Genomic DNA, 12,680 nt, shown 5'->3' with positions numbered 1-12,680 from the left:
GGAGACGGCTGTCGGCAGCAGGCCGGCGCTCGCAGACGGCGCCTGGATGGGCACATCTGAACGAGCGCACGCGACACACGCGCCCATTCGGGAATCAAGCACTCTCCCACATGTCGAGCGCGTTCTGCTGCTGTTGCACGGATCGACCCGTGCGTGTGCCTTGACTGGCATCTGGTGGTCAACGAGACAACGTATTCTTGATAGTTGGTACTATATGTACCACCCGAGTCTAGACAGAACCGGGGGCTAGAAACCCATTTATACGACCAATCCATTGGGCGCGATGATGGCAGAGGGCGAAGGTTTCCAGCGGAAGGCCGTACTGACCTTCTATACGATCCTGCTGGTCGCGGGTGTAGCGCTCTATTGGGCTTGGGGCATCCTCTATGGCACGTGGAGCCCGTTCACCAGGGGCAACATCGGCATCTATACGATCTACATACTTCTGATATCATTCGGCGTCTTCGGCATCCTCCTCAACTGGAAGAAGCCAACCGAAGCGTAGACGACCGTCACATGACTTTCGCCAGGTAGACCGGGGACTTGGTCGGTTTGCCGCACACAACGCAAGAGCCTGAGAAATGCTCGTCGTCTACTGGCGTTCCGAGAATGTTCATGTCCGACCGTGTCTCCAACTCGTGTCCGCAATCATCCCCACCGCACCAGCCGACTCTTATCATCTTTTCGGGCAGATTGTCGAGGCTGTCTACCGTAGCAATCCCGTTCTCCATCTCCTTGGACGCTCTAGCCATCATGTCCTTGGCAATGAGCGCGAGCATGTCCTTGACCTCGGCTGCCACGTTCTTGCGGTCCTTCAGGGTCTTCTCACCCGTGTCCCTGCGGACGAATGTGACCATGCCCTTCTCGATGTCCCTCTTGCCCAGTTCCAGCCTCAGCGGGACGCCCTTGAGCTCCCAGTCGTAGTACTTCACGCCTGGCCGCACATCTCTCTCGTCGATGCTCGCCCTCACACCGGCAGCCTTGACCTCATCGTGCAATTCCCTGGCTGCTGCAGAGACCTTCTCAGTCTCCCCTTTGGCAAGGACAGGAACGATCACTACCTGGTTCGTCGCCACATCGGGAGGCAGGACGATGCCCTTGTCGTCGCCGTGTAGCGCCACGACCGCGCCGACCAGGCGCTCGCTCATGCCGAAGGTGGTCTGATGGACGTACCTGTGCTCCCCCTTCTCGTCCTCGTACTTGATTTCGTAAGGCTTAGAGAAGTTCTCCATGTACTGGTGTATCGAGCCGAGCTGGAGGCTCCTGCCATCGGGCAGGAGCGTGTCTATCCCGACGGTGTAGAACGCCCCTGGGAACTTGTCCCAGTTAGTGCGCTTGAGCAGTCTGTACGGAATGCACCACTTCTTGGCTAGGAGCCTGAGTATGTCGTAGTCCTCGTTGACCTGCCTCTCGGCGTCTTCGAAGTCCGCGTGGCATGTGTGCGATTCGAAGAAATGGATCTCCCTTACACGGATAAACGCCCTGGTCTGCTTCGTCTCGTACCTGAAGGTGTTGACTATCTGGTAGGTCTTGAGCGGAAGGTCCGCATGGGATCTTACCCAGAGCGCGAACATCGGGTACATGGCCGTCTCGCTAGTGGGCCTCAGGAGCAGCTTGACGTCGAGCGGGTTCAGACCTGCGTGCGTCACCCAGAACACTTCGGCGTCGAACCCCTTGATGTGCTCCTTCTCCTTCGCGAACTGGTCCTCAGGGATTAGAAGCGGGAAGCACACTTCCAGATGGTTCGTCGCATCGAACTCCTGTCTTATCTGGGAGTCGATCGCCTGCATGATCTTCCAGCCGTAGGGCGTCCAGACGTTCATCCCCTTGATGGGATATCTCTTGTCCGTCAGGTTGGCCCTCTCGACGATCTCGTTGTACCACTCGCTGAAGTCCTCTGCCTTCTTCATGGCGTGGTCTGGAAACAAAGGGAGCCTTATGTAGGTTTTGGTCCGTCCTGGGCGGGAGGGGTCTCTGTCCAGGCGCGCTCGGTCTTGGACTCATGAATAACGGAATAAGTCCGCGCCATGACAGCCAGGATTTGAATGATCACAGCGATGAGCAGGACCCACCAGCCAAGACCTGGTCCCCAGTGATATTCCGTTCCTCCTGAGCTGGTCAGAGTGCCGTAGAATCCTTCAATGTTCGCATACGCCAGCGATCCGCTAGTTGCTGCCAGCTTCGCCGACAGGTATGCTATCGAGATCGCGCCGGTGATTGCCATGATCCATCCCCAAACGAGGCTTCCCCACCTGATGTTCAACAACATCAATCCTATGAACATGATGGCGAGCAACATCCAGATCCATGTCGTCACAGTGAAGTACCACATCGCCGTGCTCAGAACACTGTCGCGAAACAGGTCGTTGAGTCCGATATCTTTGTCTATGTAGTCCCTGTAGACGACGGCTGAATCGTGGGAATTGCCAGAATCATCCACATAACGGACTGCGAAAATGGGCAACGATATCGACAGGAACACGAGCATGATTACGAGTATAATCGACAGGATGACCCTACCGGCCCACCTCGATGGAATCATCTCCTCACCAATTCCTTCGGGGTCGCATATTTGCAATGCATGTCTTAATGGTTGTCCATGGCTGCTGATGCGTGCCGGTGGGAGCAATGAAGCGCCTGAATCACAACGCCTTCAATCCCTGGCTATCTTTGCAATCTGAGGAGCCACGGAAATGCAGGTCTTGGGATTCTCGATGGTATCAGTGGTGCAGACTTCGTCGCACACGGCTTCTAGTTTGGGTATGGCATTGCCGGCGAAAACCCCGTGGGTGCATACGGCGTAGATCTTCGCCGCCCCTTGCTTCCTGAGCTGCTCGGCCGCCTTGATGATGGTTATGCCGGTGGAGATGATATCGTCCACGACGGCCACCTTTTTGCCATTCGCATCGAGCCGTTTCGGGGTCATCTTGACCGTCTCCCCGTCCAAGCGTTCTTTCACGAGGAAGTCTGCCTCGCAGTTGACGACGTCGGCGACGCGCTTTGCGTTGTCGGCCCTTCCTTCGTCCGGCGATAGAATGAGCTCGATCCTCTTGCCCTTGAGAAACTTCCCGATCTCGGGGTACGCGGCCACGTTCTTGGCCGACTTGCCCTCGAACCAATCCGTGACGCTCGGGGCGTGCACGTCCACGGTGATGAACTCGTCAGTATTCATCTGGATGAGACGCGCGATCGCACGGGCGCTTATCGGCTCCCCGGGTTTGAACTGCTTGTCCTGACGGGCATAGCCGAAGTACGGGACAACTGTCGTGAGCGAGTCGACATCAAATTCCTTGATCGCATCTTGGAGCAGAAACAACTCCACGATGTTCCTGTCCGGCCAGGAGGTCTGTACGAGGAAGACTTCCTGGTCGTCCAGGTCTTCATCTATCCTGACATAGCACTCGTCATCAGGAAACCTCTTGATCTCGACCTTGGCGAGCTTCGCCCTCAGACTCTTCGCCAGCTCCTTGGAGAGGAGCTGCGACGCCGACCCCCCGACGACGAACATGGTACCTGTGGTGCGGGGAATGATGTCCCTTCTTTAATATCTTCACGGCTCCGAGGAGCTCGACTCCCAGTGCGAAAACATTTATACACTTGGTACATATATTACGGAACAGCGATGGGATGCAGTTGAACGAGATCATCGACCAGTCGTACCCATCTTCGCCGGGGGTACAGGTCCAGAGCATGCATGGGACGGTGCCGCAAGCTCCACATGAGACGCCTAGGCCAAGGCTACTTTCGAAGAGGAAGGTCACACCTGAAGGGCTCGAGCCTGTCGGAATGATATACGGCAACGTGGGCACGATCACCTTCAACTGCGGCGTGACGGGACCGCTGGAGAAGATGGAATACGTGCAGGTCAAGCACGAGATCAACGGTTGGATTCTGGGACAGGTCTCCGAGATAGTCAGGAAGACCGACTTCACGATCGAGGGCGTCGAGGTAATGGCGCAGGGAACGCCCGTGAGCATAGATGAGAAGGAGACTGCCGTCATCTCGGTGGTTGGTTACAGGGACGAGAGGAATCTGTTGCAGGTGCCAAGAACCCCCCTGAAGGCCGGGGAGGTCGTCTTCCGGGCCAAGGAGGACCTCATACGTAAGATAGTGGGCATCGAGGAGCACCCCGACACGGGAGCCTACATAGGACTTCTATCAGGTCATGCCATCAGGGTTGAGTTGGATATCAACACGATGGTACAGAAGCATGTCAGCATCTTGAGCAAGACTGGCGGTGGCAAGTCGTACTGTTCCGGCGCTCTAATCGAGGAGCTGATGAAGCACAATGTCACGGTCTGCGTCCTGGACCCTCACGGCGAATACTGCACCATGAAGCACAAGGGAACAGTGAAGAAGACCACGCGTGACTTCGGAGTCTCCCCCAAAGGCTACGATGACAAGATCGTGGAGTTCGCAACTGACACGAACATCAACAAGGGGGCGAAGCCGCTCAAGTTCACTCTGCACAACCTGGATGCCAGGGAGATCATAGGGCTCACGAACATCAAGAACGTGAGGTCGTTCCTCACGATGCTCAGGAAGGCCGTGGACGCCCTCAAGGAGACGAAGGGCAACTACTCCATAAACGACATCATCGCGGTCCTCGAAGCAAACGCTGAACCTTCGTGCGCCACGCTCATCAACGAGCTCGAGTACCTGAACGAGATAGAGGTGTTCGCGGACCAGGGCACTAAGATAGACGAGCTCATCCAGAAGGGCAAGTGCACCATCATCAACCTGAGAGGGACTCCGCCCGACATCCAGGAGCTGATAGTCAACAGGATCGGGAACACCCTGTTCGAGCTCCGCAAGGTCGGCAAGATACCGCCCATGATGCTGGTGGTGGAGGAGGCGCACAACTTCTGTCCTCAGTCCGGCGTAGTCGCGTGCTCCAAGGTGTTCAGAACCATCGCATCCGAGGGCAGGAAGTTCGGCCTCGGGCTTATGATCATCACGCAGAGAGCGGCCAAAGTCGACAAGAACGTTCTCAGCCAATGCAACACCCAGATAATACTGAAGGTGACGAACCCGAACGACCTGAAGGCCATCGCGTCATCTATCGAAGGCTTGACCGTGGGCATGGAGGAGGAGATCCAGAGGCTCCCCATAGGGACAGCGATCATCACCGGTGGCGGGGTCTCGATGCCGTTGCTTGTTGAGATAAGGCCCAGGGAGTCGAAGCACGGCGGAGAGAGCGTAGAGGTCATCCCGTCCAGAAGGATGTAGACATGGCCTCTAAGGGCGTCATGATGACGGAGGAAAGGGTCGAACGGTACATCGCTCTGACCTCAGAAGCTCTGGGTAAGTTGAAGATCGCTGCGCCAGAGAAGTCATTCAACAGAAAACTCGCAGATGATTTCCTCAAGATGGCCAAGGCGTATTTCGAGGACGCCAAGGACTTCTCGCACAAGGGAGACCTCGTGAACGCATTTGCGTGCATCAACTACGCCCATGGATGGCTGGACAGTGGCGCCAGGATAGGACTGTTCGACGTGGGCGGAGACGACAGGCTGTTCACGCTGTTCGAGTGACCGGCCTCAGTCCAAGAGGTTCCAGACGGCAAACGCCGCCCCGACCACCCAGAATGCGACGAATCCGCCCATTGCCAATAGCATCGAGTGCCAGCTAGAGAACCCCTTTGGTCTCTCTCCCCATATCCTGTACTTCGGATCCACCCCTAGCTTCTCCTCGAGCGCCTCCGCCCTCTTCATCCACAGCGTCTCGAACTGATGCGAACGTAGCGCAATCAAGAGCCAGACTGCCGTGGTCAATAGCCCCAGTGCCCCAATGGCCGACCTCGCCAGATAGTGTTCCTCCTGCTGGAAGAAGACGACTGCGAGTATAGCGCTCGCGGCCACGAAAATTGCGCTGGACGCCCAGTAGCTTCGGTCTTGGTTCCGTTCCATGGCGTTGAGTTCCTTGAGTTGCTCGAGACCATGGGTCCGAACGTCCCAGGACTCAGATGTTGTTTCCTCCGTCTCCGAACCCCCCTCTACCATCAACGGTCCAATGACTTTGCGCGTATTTTACATTTGCATGTCGAGGGCGATCCTAGGTACCTGCGGGGCTAGATCATATGAGGCCCTTTGACATCCACCCTGCAGACCCAGACCTCGCCGTAATCTGATAGGACAGTCGCGAGTCCCTTCTTGTCTCCGATCGCAAACACGGAGCTGCCAAGCATCGACATGCTCGCCATTCCCAGCTTGGAGGCAGCGTCCATTGCCTCCGTTATCCGCTTCGATACCAGGCCCGATTCAACCGCGAACGAGGCGGACAACTCCATCAGTTTCTCCACCGTGGGATTTCCCATAAGCTCATCAACTCTCTTGGAACCGTTCTCGTTGATTGCCTCCCGCTTCGCCGGGTCTGTGAGTACGCTCTTGGTGAGCAACCTCTTTCCGACAACTGCCAGGACGACCTCCGGCGTGCCATCGATCCGTAGCACATCGCCGATCGGGGGTAGCCCAGGCTTCTTCCGGATCGTTATGCCGCCCTTGTGGATTGCTGAAACATCTCCGAGCCCGCACTTGCACATGATCTCCGCGATGTGTGCTGCCTCGAAAGCTTCCTGCCTCTTCCTTCCCAGGACCTCTGCGAGTGCCAGCGACGCGGAGAGAGCACCTGCAGCGCTCATGCCAAATCCTTGGCTCTGTGGCAGGTCCAAATTAGTGGAGACTTCGATCTTGAGTTTGTCCTTACCCAGCAAATACCGAAGAGCAGTCCTGGTTACCTCTGCCTTCGACTTCTTGCCATCGATCAGGACTTCGATGGCTTGCCTTCGTGAATGGGATACCCAGACCTTCGAAGTAGCTCCCAATGAGAGGCAGAGCCCCGCCCCTCTAGAGCCAGTCGACAGCAAATCCTCTACCTCGCATATCTGGAAGAAACCGGTAATGTGCCCAGGGCAGAACGCCTTGGCAATCATTCAATCATCCTGACGACCTTGTCTATGATCATGTCGGCTACCTGGAGCTTGGTGCCCTCGAGGTGCTCTGGTTCCACGTCCTTCTTGACCAGCACAACATGCGTCTTCCCCCTCTTGACGTTCTCGACCTTGTTGGCTACGACTAGGTGACATTTCGAGCGCCTGATGAGGGCCAATGCATCCTTGACCAGCTCTTCATCGTTCACGCGCGCCTGAGCCTTGAATCCAACTACCAGTTTGGCCTTGATGGTGTCTATGAGCTTCGGGTTCCTCCTGAGCACGAGCGTCAGGCTCTTCTCGGTGGAAGGGATCTTCCCTAGCATCTTGGCTGGGGAGTAGTCCGAGACTGCTGCTGGGAAGAACACGATGTCGAATCTCCTGCCCTTCAGCAGCTTGGACAGGTCGTTGAAGGAGGAGAACCGGACGGTGTCGATATGCTCCGGGAGTCCGGTGTCGCATCTGCCCATCCAGAGCTCAACATTAGCGCCCCTCTCGTGAGCAGCCCTCGCGAGTTCCACTCCCGTCTCGCCTGAGCTATTGTTCGTGACCACTCGGATATCGTCAATGGGCTCCTCGGTCGCCCCGGCGATCACGAGCACTTTTCTTCCAACGAGGTCCCGTTTCCCGATGGCTGCTATGACTGAAGAGACGATGTAGTCTATGGAGGGCATCTTCACCTTTGACTCCTCCATCTTCGACTTAAGGAAAATCACTCCCAGCTTCTCGAGCTTCCTGATGTTATCGTTCACGATCTTGTGGGCCATCATCGATCCGTGCATCGCAGGCACGACCATGACCGGCATCTCGCCTCCGATCGCCGTGGTCGCCATCGTTGTGACCGGAGTATCATCGATCCCGTATGCCATCTTCGAGATCGTGTTGGCCGTCGCAGGGGCTATGAGAAGCAGGTCGGCTCTGTCCGGCACGTCTCCGCACAGCACGACATGCTGGACCCCGCCGTCTATCTGAGTGATGACGGGTCTGCCCGTCGCGAACTCGAGTGCCCACGGGTGGACGATGACCCGCGCGTCCTTCGACATCACGGCATGGACTTCCGCTCCGTTCCTGATCAGCTCTCTGCAGAGCTTCACGGTCTCCACGGCAGCGATGCTGCCCGTGACGCCTAGGACGATCTTGCGTCCCTTGAGCCTGTCGCTCTTGGATCCCCTCAGATGGTCTGCTGGGTGCATTGCATCACTCATGAGATTTCCTATACGCTTAAAGCTTCCTCTTCTTGATTTCTTGGAGTACCTTCTCGACGACTGACCCGAGGTCCTTCTTGGCATCGACCTTGACGATTGAACGGTCCTGCCGCGCGAGCTTCAGGTAGTTGCTGTGGACTTCCCTCAGGAAGTCCAGCTTCTCGAACCGAGATAGTTTGGATCTAGTGCCTCTGATGCGCTCAAGGGCGGACTCCGGAGATATGACCAGAAGTACCGTCAGTTCGGGATGTAGCGATATCCTCTCATTAGCCTCAAGAAGCCACTTGAATGCGTCCCCGTCGAACTTGTCCTTCAAGTAGGCCGCCTGGTACGCCACCGTAGAATGATAGTATCTGTCGGAGAGCACCAGCTTCCCCTTCTTGAGCTGCTCGGAGATCCAGATGGAATGCTGAGCCCTATCTGCCATGAACAGGAGTGCGTCCGTGTAGGGGCTGACCTTGTGCTTGTCGCCTTTCCTGACAGCCTTCCCTATCCAAGATTCGGTCGGCTCTCTAGTGAGCACGGCCCGCTTGCCGATCCTTTCGGCAACGAGTCTAGCAACGGATGACTTCCCGCAGCCATCTATGCCCTCGAACACAACGAAGCCTGTCATGCGGTCGTTCTCGGATTGGGGGATGAGCATAAATAATCATTCACATCGTATTTTTCCAGCTGGCCCGCTCCGATAGGTTATAAGTAGGGCAGAAGCACGTTACAGGCCAATTCAGGTGATTCAGCTGGTCGTGGCCTACGTATTGATAACCACCGCAACAGGCAAGGAGGGTTCGGTCCTTGAGCATCTGCGCAAGGTGCCAGGTCTCTCGGAGGTACACCAGCTGTTCGGCCAGTTCGACATGATAGTCCGCATGGAGACCAAGGACTACGATGTCCTTTGCGACGATGTCCTTGGCAAGATACGCACGATACCCGGTGTGACCAGCACCAGGACGCTCATCAGCGCCCAGTTCAAGCGCTGATGTCTACTGCCCGCCGGTCCCGCCCTGGAGCTTCTTCTCGTAGGCGCGCCAGCTGAAGATCATGTCCCTCGCGGCCTTCGCCTCGTCAAGCCTTCTTCTGGTAGTATTCCGGGGTGCAGAGTGCAGGAGCTCGGGATCCTCTTTCAGGATTGCCTCGCACGCATCGGCGAATGCGTCCAGTGTCTCTCTGGATTCCGTCTCGGTGGGCTCGATCATGATGGCCTCGTCCACGATGATGGGGAAGTAGATCGTCGGAGCGTGGAAACCGTAGTCGAGCAGCCTCTTCGCGAAGTCCAGGGTCCTGAGCCCCTTCGCTTTCAGAGGTCTCCCGCTCAGGACGAACTCGTGCTTCCGGAGCGGATCATAGGGTAGCTCGAAGCTGCCCTTCAGCCTCTCCTTCAGGTAGTTGGAGTTGAGGACCGCGTTCTCCGACACCGATACAAGCCCCTTGCCCCCCTGCATCTTGATGTAAGCATAGGCTCTGACAAGGACTGCGTAGTTGCCGAAGAAAGCCCTCACCTTGCCTATGCTCTTTGGCTTGTTGCTGTCCAGCGAGTAGGTTCCTTTGTTTTCGACGATTCTCGGGACGGGCAGGAATTCCTCCAGCTTCTTCTTGACTCCGACCGGCCCCGCGCCGGGACCGCCCCCGCCGTGAGGAGTCGCAAAAGTCTTGTGCAGGTTAAAGTGGACGATGTCGAAATCCATCTTTCCAGGTGATGTCTTGCCCATGATGGCGTTCAGGTTCGCGCCGTCGTAGTACAGGAGCGCTCCCGCATCGTGAAGTATGCCTGCAATCTCCCTTACGTTCTTCTCGAACAGGCCGAGGGTGTTCGGGTTCGTCAGCATGAACGCTGCGGTGTCCTTGGACACGGCCGCCTTGAGCGCCTCGACATCAACGCATCCCTCCTTGGAAGGCAGGTCGAGGACGTCGTAGCCGACCATCGCTGCGCTCGCTGGATTGGTCCCGTGAGCAGTATCAGGGAGTATGACCTCCTTCCTGGTCTCCCCGTTCGCCTCGTGGTATGCTTTCACGAGATGTATGCCCGTGAACTCGCCATGGGCTCCCGCGGCAGGCTGAAGCGTGACCGTGTCGACTCCTCCGATCTCGCACAGCATCTGCTCGAGCTCGTACATCAGCTTCAGGGCGCCTTGTATTGTCGATGGGTCCTGGAGCGGGTGGATGTCGGTGACCGTCCTCATCGAGACAATCTCATCGCACACTTTCGGATTGTACTTCATGGTGCACGAGCCCAGCGGATAGAATCCGTTGTCGACTCCGAAGTTCATCTGTGAGAGGTTGATGAAATGCTTCACGACATCCCTCTCCGGAAGGTCCGGAAGGTTGAGTTCCTTCCTCACGATCTCCTCAGGGAGCTTCCCGCCAAGGGTGGGATCGAACTTATCTGCAGTCGTCGGCCGCTCGCAGTTCTCGAATATGATTGGGACCTCGTGGACCGCTTGGTGGTAGGTCATCTGACAGCCTCCAGGCCGGCGATCAGCTGGTCGTGGTCCGCCTTTGTGTGCATTTCGGTCGTCGCGTACAGCGCGGAGTGCTTCAGCTCTGGGAAGAATCTGTCCAGAACAAGGCCTCCGTGAACTCCCTTTGCGAGAAGTTCTTTGTGGACCCTGTCTGAGTTGAGGTCGGATGAGACAACGAACTCGTTGAAGTGCGCCGATCTGAAGTGAGGCGCCTTGAAGCCCTTGACCGAGTTGATCCTGGTCGCGAGCGAGTGCATGTTCTCCACGTTCTTCGCCGCTATCTCTCTCAATCCTGACTTCCCCACGATAGATAGATATGCGGCTGCGGTCAGAGCCACCAACGCCTCGTTCGTGCAGATGTTCGAGGTCGCCTTGCTCCTGCGTATGTGCTGCTCCCTTGTCTGAAGGGTCATGCAGTAGGCGCGCTTGCCGTCTATATCATTCGTGAGGCCGATGATCCTGCCGGGCATCTTCCTCACATGTTCCGATTTGCATCCGAATATGCCAATCATCGGGCCTCCGAGGTTCATGGGTGTTCCGAAGGCCTGGGCGTCACCGATGACGATGTCCGCGCCCACGTCTCCTGGCGGCCTGAGGAGCGTAAGAGACATCGGGTTCACCCCAACGACCATGGTTTTGTCGCCGAGCATCCCGCGTATCTCATGAGCTTGCGTCTCGATTGGCCCCAGGAAATTGGGCGTTTCGAAATAGAACCCTGTGATGTTGTTCTTGACCTTCGATTTCAGGTCAGCGAGATCGACCTGACCCGTATGCGGATCGTACATGACATCTACAATCTTGATGTCCGCTCCCCTGGCATAGGTTCTCGCTACATCCTTCTTCTCGGGGCTCACGGCCCTGCTCATTAGGAAAGTGTCCCCGCCTGAGATCCTGTGGCTCATTAGAACCGCTTCACCGAGTGCTGTCGATGCGTCGTACATGCTCGAGTTGACGACGTCCATGGCAGTGAGCTCGGCCATGAACGACTGGTACTCGAAGAGCGACTGGAGCATCCCTTGGCTGATCTCTGGTTGATATGGAGTATATGAGGTGATGAACTCGCCCCTGGAGGCTATCGTTCTAACTGCAGCGGGTATGAAGTGATGGTATACCCCCGCGCCTAGGAATGTCGGCTGAGACGATGCCGTCTTGTTCACAGCCATCATGGTCTCGAGCTCGCGTCTCAACTCGAGCTCGGACAGCCCGTCCGGCAATCTGAGGCCGTCGATCCTGACTTCCCTCGGTATGTCCTTGAAAAGCTCGTCGACGGACTTCAGCTTGAGGTACTGGAGCATCTCCAGAGAACACTCGGAGAGGGCCATGCACGTTTCATTGAGTTTCTAATCTAAATCATTTGTCCTTCAACCATGCTGCCCTTGCATGGCCTGCCCAGATCACATCGATCGCAGGCGTTCAATGAAGGTGGGCAAGCTCTCGATATCTTTGATCTCATTCTTCGACAGGATCACTATCCGAGTCCTGATGTAATCATTGACCTCGACGCCGTTCGCTTTCAGGCCGTTCCTAAGCATTCTCGCTAGCATCCCGCCTCTCCTATCCCAGTCAGTGAGTACGATGGCTGCCCTCGATCTTCGCGAGAGTTCCTCGCAGAACGAGAATATGGAAACCCCCTTGTGCAGGGCAATGACATTCTTCGTGATGCCCAGACGCTTCAGCGCTGCCACGTCTCGAGCGCCTTCTACAATCACGGGAGCGTCGTCGCTGAGATCCTCCAGCTCTTCGAACAACTTCTCGAGCTGCTCAAGTCGTTCCTCAGCGGAGAGCACTCAATCACGCTCCACGAGAGTGGCTGCTTTCTCAGCGGATACAGGCAACAGAAGCACTTTGTGAGTGGACTTCTGCCCTTTGAGGATCTTGATTGCCCCCTTCGGGACGCCCAGCCTCTCAGCAACGAATCTCACTAGCTCTTCATTGGCCGCTCCCTCTCTTGGTTCAGCAGCGATCTTGATCTGGAGCGTACCTCGCCACTCGTTGACTCCAACGATCTCGGTCTTCTGCGCTCCCGGAGACGCGTCCACGACGAGTGCGCATCCCGAGCGTAGTGGTCTCAAGAAGCTGGTCGAGGCCATC

At 56.6% G+C, this 12,680-nt stretch carries 15 protein-coding genes; 4 read left to right on the top strand and 11 right to left on the bottom strand.

Annotated features, from left to right (window positions below):
- Positions 1-286: 286 nt before the first annotated feature.
- A complete protein-coding gene (locus KJ653_05630; GenBank protein ID MBU0685310.1) occupies positions 287-505 on the top strand; it encodes a hypothetical protein in 219 nt (72 codons plus the stop codon).
- A gap of 7 nt (positions 506-512) precedes the next feature.
- Here the strand turns inward: KJ653_05630 and proS are convergent, their stop codons facing one another.
- From proS to KJ653_05615, 3 genes are all read right to left on the bottom strand, one after another.
- On the bottom strand, positions 513-1,910 hold the full coding sequence (gene proS / locus KJ653_05625; GenBank protein MBU0685309.1) for a proline--tRNA ligase: 1,398 nt from the start codon (positions 1,908-1,910) through the stop codon (positions 513-515).
- Between the two features lie 26 nt (positions 1,911-1,936).
- Positions 1,937-2,542 carry a hypothetical protein gene (locus tag KJ653_05620; protein ID MBU0685308.1) on the bottom strand — a complete coding sequence of 202 codons (606 nt, stop codon included), beginning with the start codon at positions 2,540-2,542 and terminating at the stop codon, positions 1,937-1,939.
- A 111-nt stretch (positions 2,543-2,653) separates the two neighbouring features.
- A complete protein-coding gene (locus KJ653_05615) occupies positions 2,654-3,508 on the bottom strand; it encodes a ribose-phosphate diphosphokinase (GenBank protein ID MBU0685307.1) in 855 nt (284 codons plus the stop codon).
- A gap of 182 nt (positions 3,509-3,690) precedes the next feature.
- On the opposite strand from KJ653_05615, the gene KJ653_05610 reads away from it, so the two are divergent.
- Together KJ653_05610 and KJ653_05605 are read left to right on the top strand one after the other, a co-directional pair.
- Entirely contained in the window at positions 3,691-5,229 is a 1,539-nt protein-coding gene (locus tag KJ653_05610; protein ID MBU0685306.1) for an ATP-binding protein, read from the top strand.
- Between the two features lie 20 nt (positions 5,230-5,249).
- Positions 5,250-5,534 (top strand): DUF357 domain-containing protein, encoded by a 285-nt coding sequence (locus tag KJ653_05605; protein ID MBU0685305.1) that lies wholly within the window; start codon positions 5,250-5,252, stop codon positions 5,532-5,534.
- A 6-nt stretch (positions 5,535-5,540) separates the two neighbouring features.
- On the opposite strand, the gene KJ653_05600 is transcribed toward KJ653_05605, so the two are convergent.
- From KJ653_05600 to tmk, 4 genes are all read right to left on the bottom strand, one after another.
- Entirely contained in the window at positions 5,541-6,002 is a 462-nt protein-coding gene (locus KJ653_05600) for a hypothetical protein (GenBank protein ID MBU0685304.1), read from the bottom strand.
- A 68-nt stretch (positions 6,003-6,070) separates the two neighbouring features.
- Positions 6,071-6,931 carry a GHMP kinase gene (locus tag KJ653_05595; protein MBU0685303.1) on the bottom strand — a complete coding sequence of 287 codons (861 nt, stop codon included), beginning with the start codon at positions 6,929-6,931 and terminating at the stop codon, positions 6,071-6,073.
- On the bottom strand, positions 6,928-8,121 hold the full coding sequence (gene coaBC, locus KJ653_05590; GenBank protein MBU0685302.1) for a bifunctional phosphopantothenoylcysteine decarboxylase/phosphopantothenate--cysteine ligase CoaBC: 1,194 nt from the start codon (positions 8,119-8,121) through the stop codon (positions 6,928-6,930). The genes KJ653_05595 and coaBC overlap by 4 nt, the downstream gene beginning before the upstream one ends.
- 28 nt (positions 8,122-8,149) lie before the next feature.
- A complete protein-coding gene (gene tmk / locus KJ653_05585; GenBank protein MBU0685301.1) occupies positions 8,150-8,776 on the bottom strand; it encodes a dTMP kinase in 627 nt (208 codons plus the stop codon).
- Positions 8,777-8,861: 85 nt separating this feature from the next.
- Here tmk and KJ653_05580 point away from each other — a divergent pair, with 85 nt between their 5' ends.
- On the top strand, positions 8,862-9,110 hold the full coding sequence (locus tag KJ653_05580; GenBank protein ID MBU0685300.1) for an Lrp/AsnC ligand binding domain-containing protein: 249 nt from the start codon (positions 8,862-8,864) through the stop codon (positions 9,108-9,110).
- Between the two features lie 3 nt (positions 9,111-9,113).
- Here the strand turns inward: KJ653_05580 and gcvPB are convergent, their stop codons facing one another.
- The 4 genes from gcvPB to KJ653_05560 form a co-directional block, all read right to left on the bottom strand.
- Positions 9,114-10,583 (bottom strand): aminomethyl-transferring glycine dehydrogenase subunit GcvPB, encoded by a 1,470-nt coding sequence (gene gcvPB / locus KJ653_05575; protein MBU0685299.1) that lies wholly within the window; start codon positions 10,581-10,583, stop codon positions 9,114-9,116.
- Positions 10,580-11,911 (bottom strand): aminomethyl-transferring glycine dehydrogenase subunit GcvPA, encoded by a 1,332-nt coding sequence (gene gcvPA / locus KJ653_05570; protein MBU0685298.1) that lies wholly within the window; start codon positions 11,909-11,911, stop codon positions 10,580-10,582. The genes gcvPB and gcvPA overlap by 4 nt, the downstream gene beginning before the upstream one ends.
- Before the next feature lie 72 nt (positions 11,912-11,983).
- Complete coding sequence (locus KJ653_05565; GenBank protein ID MBU0685297.1) at positions 11,984-12,376, bottom strand: toprim domain-containing protein; 393 nt, start codon at positions 12,374-12,376, stop codon at positions 11,984-11,986.
- On the bottom strand, positions 12,377-12,679 hold the full coding sequence (locus KJ653_05560) for a YggU family protein (protein MBU0685296.1): 303 nt from the start codon (positions 12,677-12,679) through the stop codon (positions 12,377-12,379). It lies immediately after the preceding gene.
- Position 12,680: the final 1 nt, after the last annotated feature.

It is taken from the genome of Candidatus Thermoplasmatota archaeon, assembly GCA_018814355.1.
Classification (GTDB): Archaea; Thermoplasmatota; Thermoplasmata; order UBA10834; family UBA10834; genus COMBO-56-21.
Note: the sequence above shows the minus strand (reverse complement) of the source record. Positions and strands in the feature narration are given on the sequence as shown.

What these genes read in the sequence shown, in the direction of transcription:
- KJ653_05630 (MBU0685310.1), top strand. Translation starts at nt 287, where the DNA reads ATGGCAGAGGGCGAAGGTTTCCAGCGGAAGGCCGTACTGACCTTCTAT.
- proS (MBU0685309.1), bottom strand. Translation starts at nt 1,910, where the DNA reads ATGAAGAAGGCAGAGGACTTCAGCGAGTGGTACAACGAGATCGTCGAG.
- KJ653_05620 (MBU0685308.1), bottom strand. Translation starts at nt 2,542, where the DNA reads ATGATTCCATCGAGGTGGGCCGGTAGGGTCATCCTGTCGATTATACTC.
- KJ653_05615 (MBU0685307.1), bottom strand. Translation starts at nt 3,508, where the DNA reads ATGTTCGTCGTCGGGGGGTCGGCGTCGCAGCTCCTCTCCAAGGAGCTG.
- KJ653_05610 (MBU0685306.1), top strand. Translation starts at nt 3,691, where the DNA reads ATGCATGGGACGGTGCCGCAAGCTCCACATGAGACGCCTAGGCCAAGG.
- KJ653_05605 (MBU0685305.1), top strand. Translation starts at nt 5,250, where the DNA reads ATGATGACGGAGGAAAGGGTCGAACGGTACATCGCTCTGACCTCAGAA.
- KJ653_05600 (MBU0685304.1), bottom strand. Translation starts at nt 6,002, where the DNA reads ATGGTAGAGGGGGGTTCGGAGACGGAGGAAACAACATCTGAGTCCTGG.
- KJ653_05595 (MBU0685303.1), bottom strand. Translation starts at nt 6,931, where the DNA reads ATGATTGCCAAGGCGTTCTGCCCTGGGCACATTACCGGTTTCTTCCAG.
- coaBC (MBU0685302.1), bottom strand. Translation starts at nt 8,121, where the DNA reads ATGCACCCAGCAGACCATCTGAGGGGATCCAAGAGCGACAGGCTCAAG.
- tmk (MBU0685301.1), bottom strand. Translation starts at nt 8,776, where the DNA reads ATGCTCATCCCCCAATCCGAGAACGACCGCATGACAGGCTTCGTTGTG.
- gcvPB (MBU0685299.1), bottom strand. Translation starts at nt 10,583, where the DNA reads ATGACCTACCACCAAGCGGTCCACGAGGTCCCAATCATATTCGAGAAC.
- gcvPA (MBU0685298.1), bottom strand. Translation starts at nt 11,911, where the DNA reads ATGGCCCTCTCCGAGTGTTCTCTGGAGATGCTCCAGTACCTCAAGCTG.
- KJ653_05560 (MBU0685296.1), bottom strand. Translation starts at nt 12,679, where the DNA reads ATGGCCTCGACCAGCTTCTTGAGACCACTACGCTCGGGATGCGCACTC.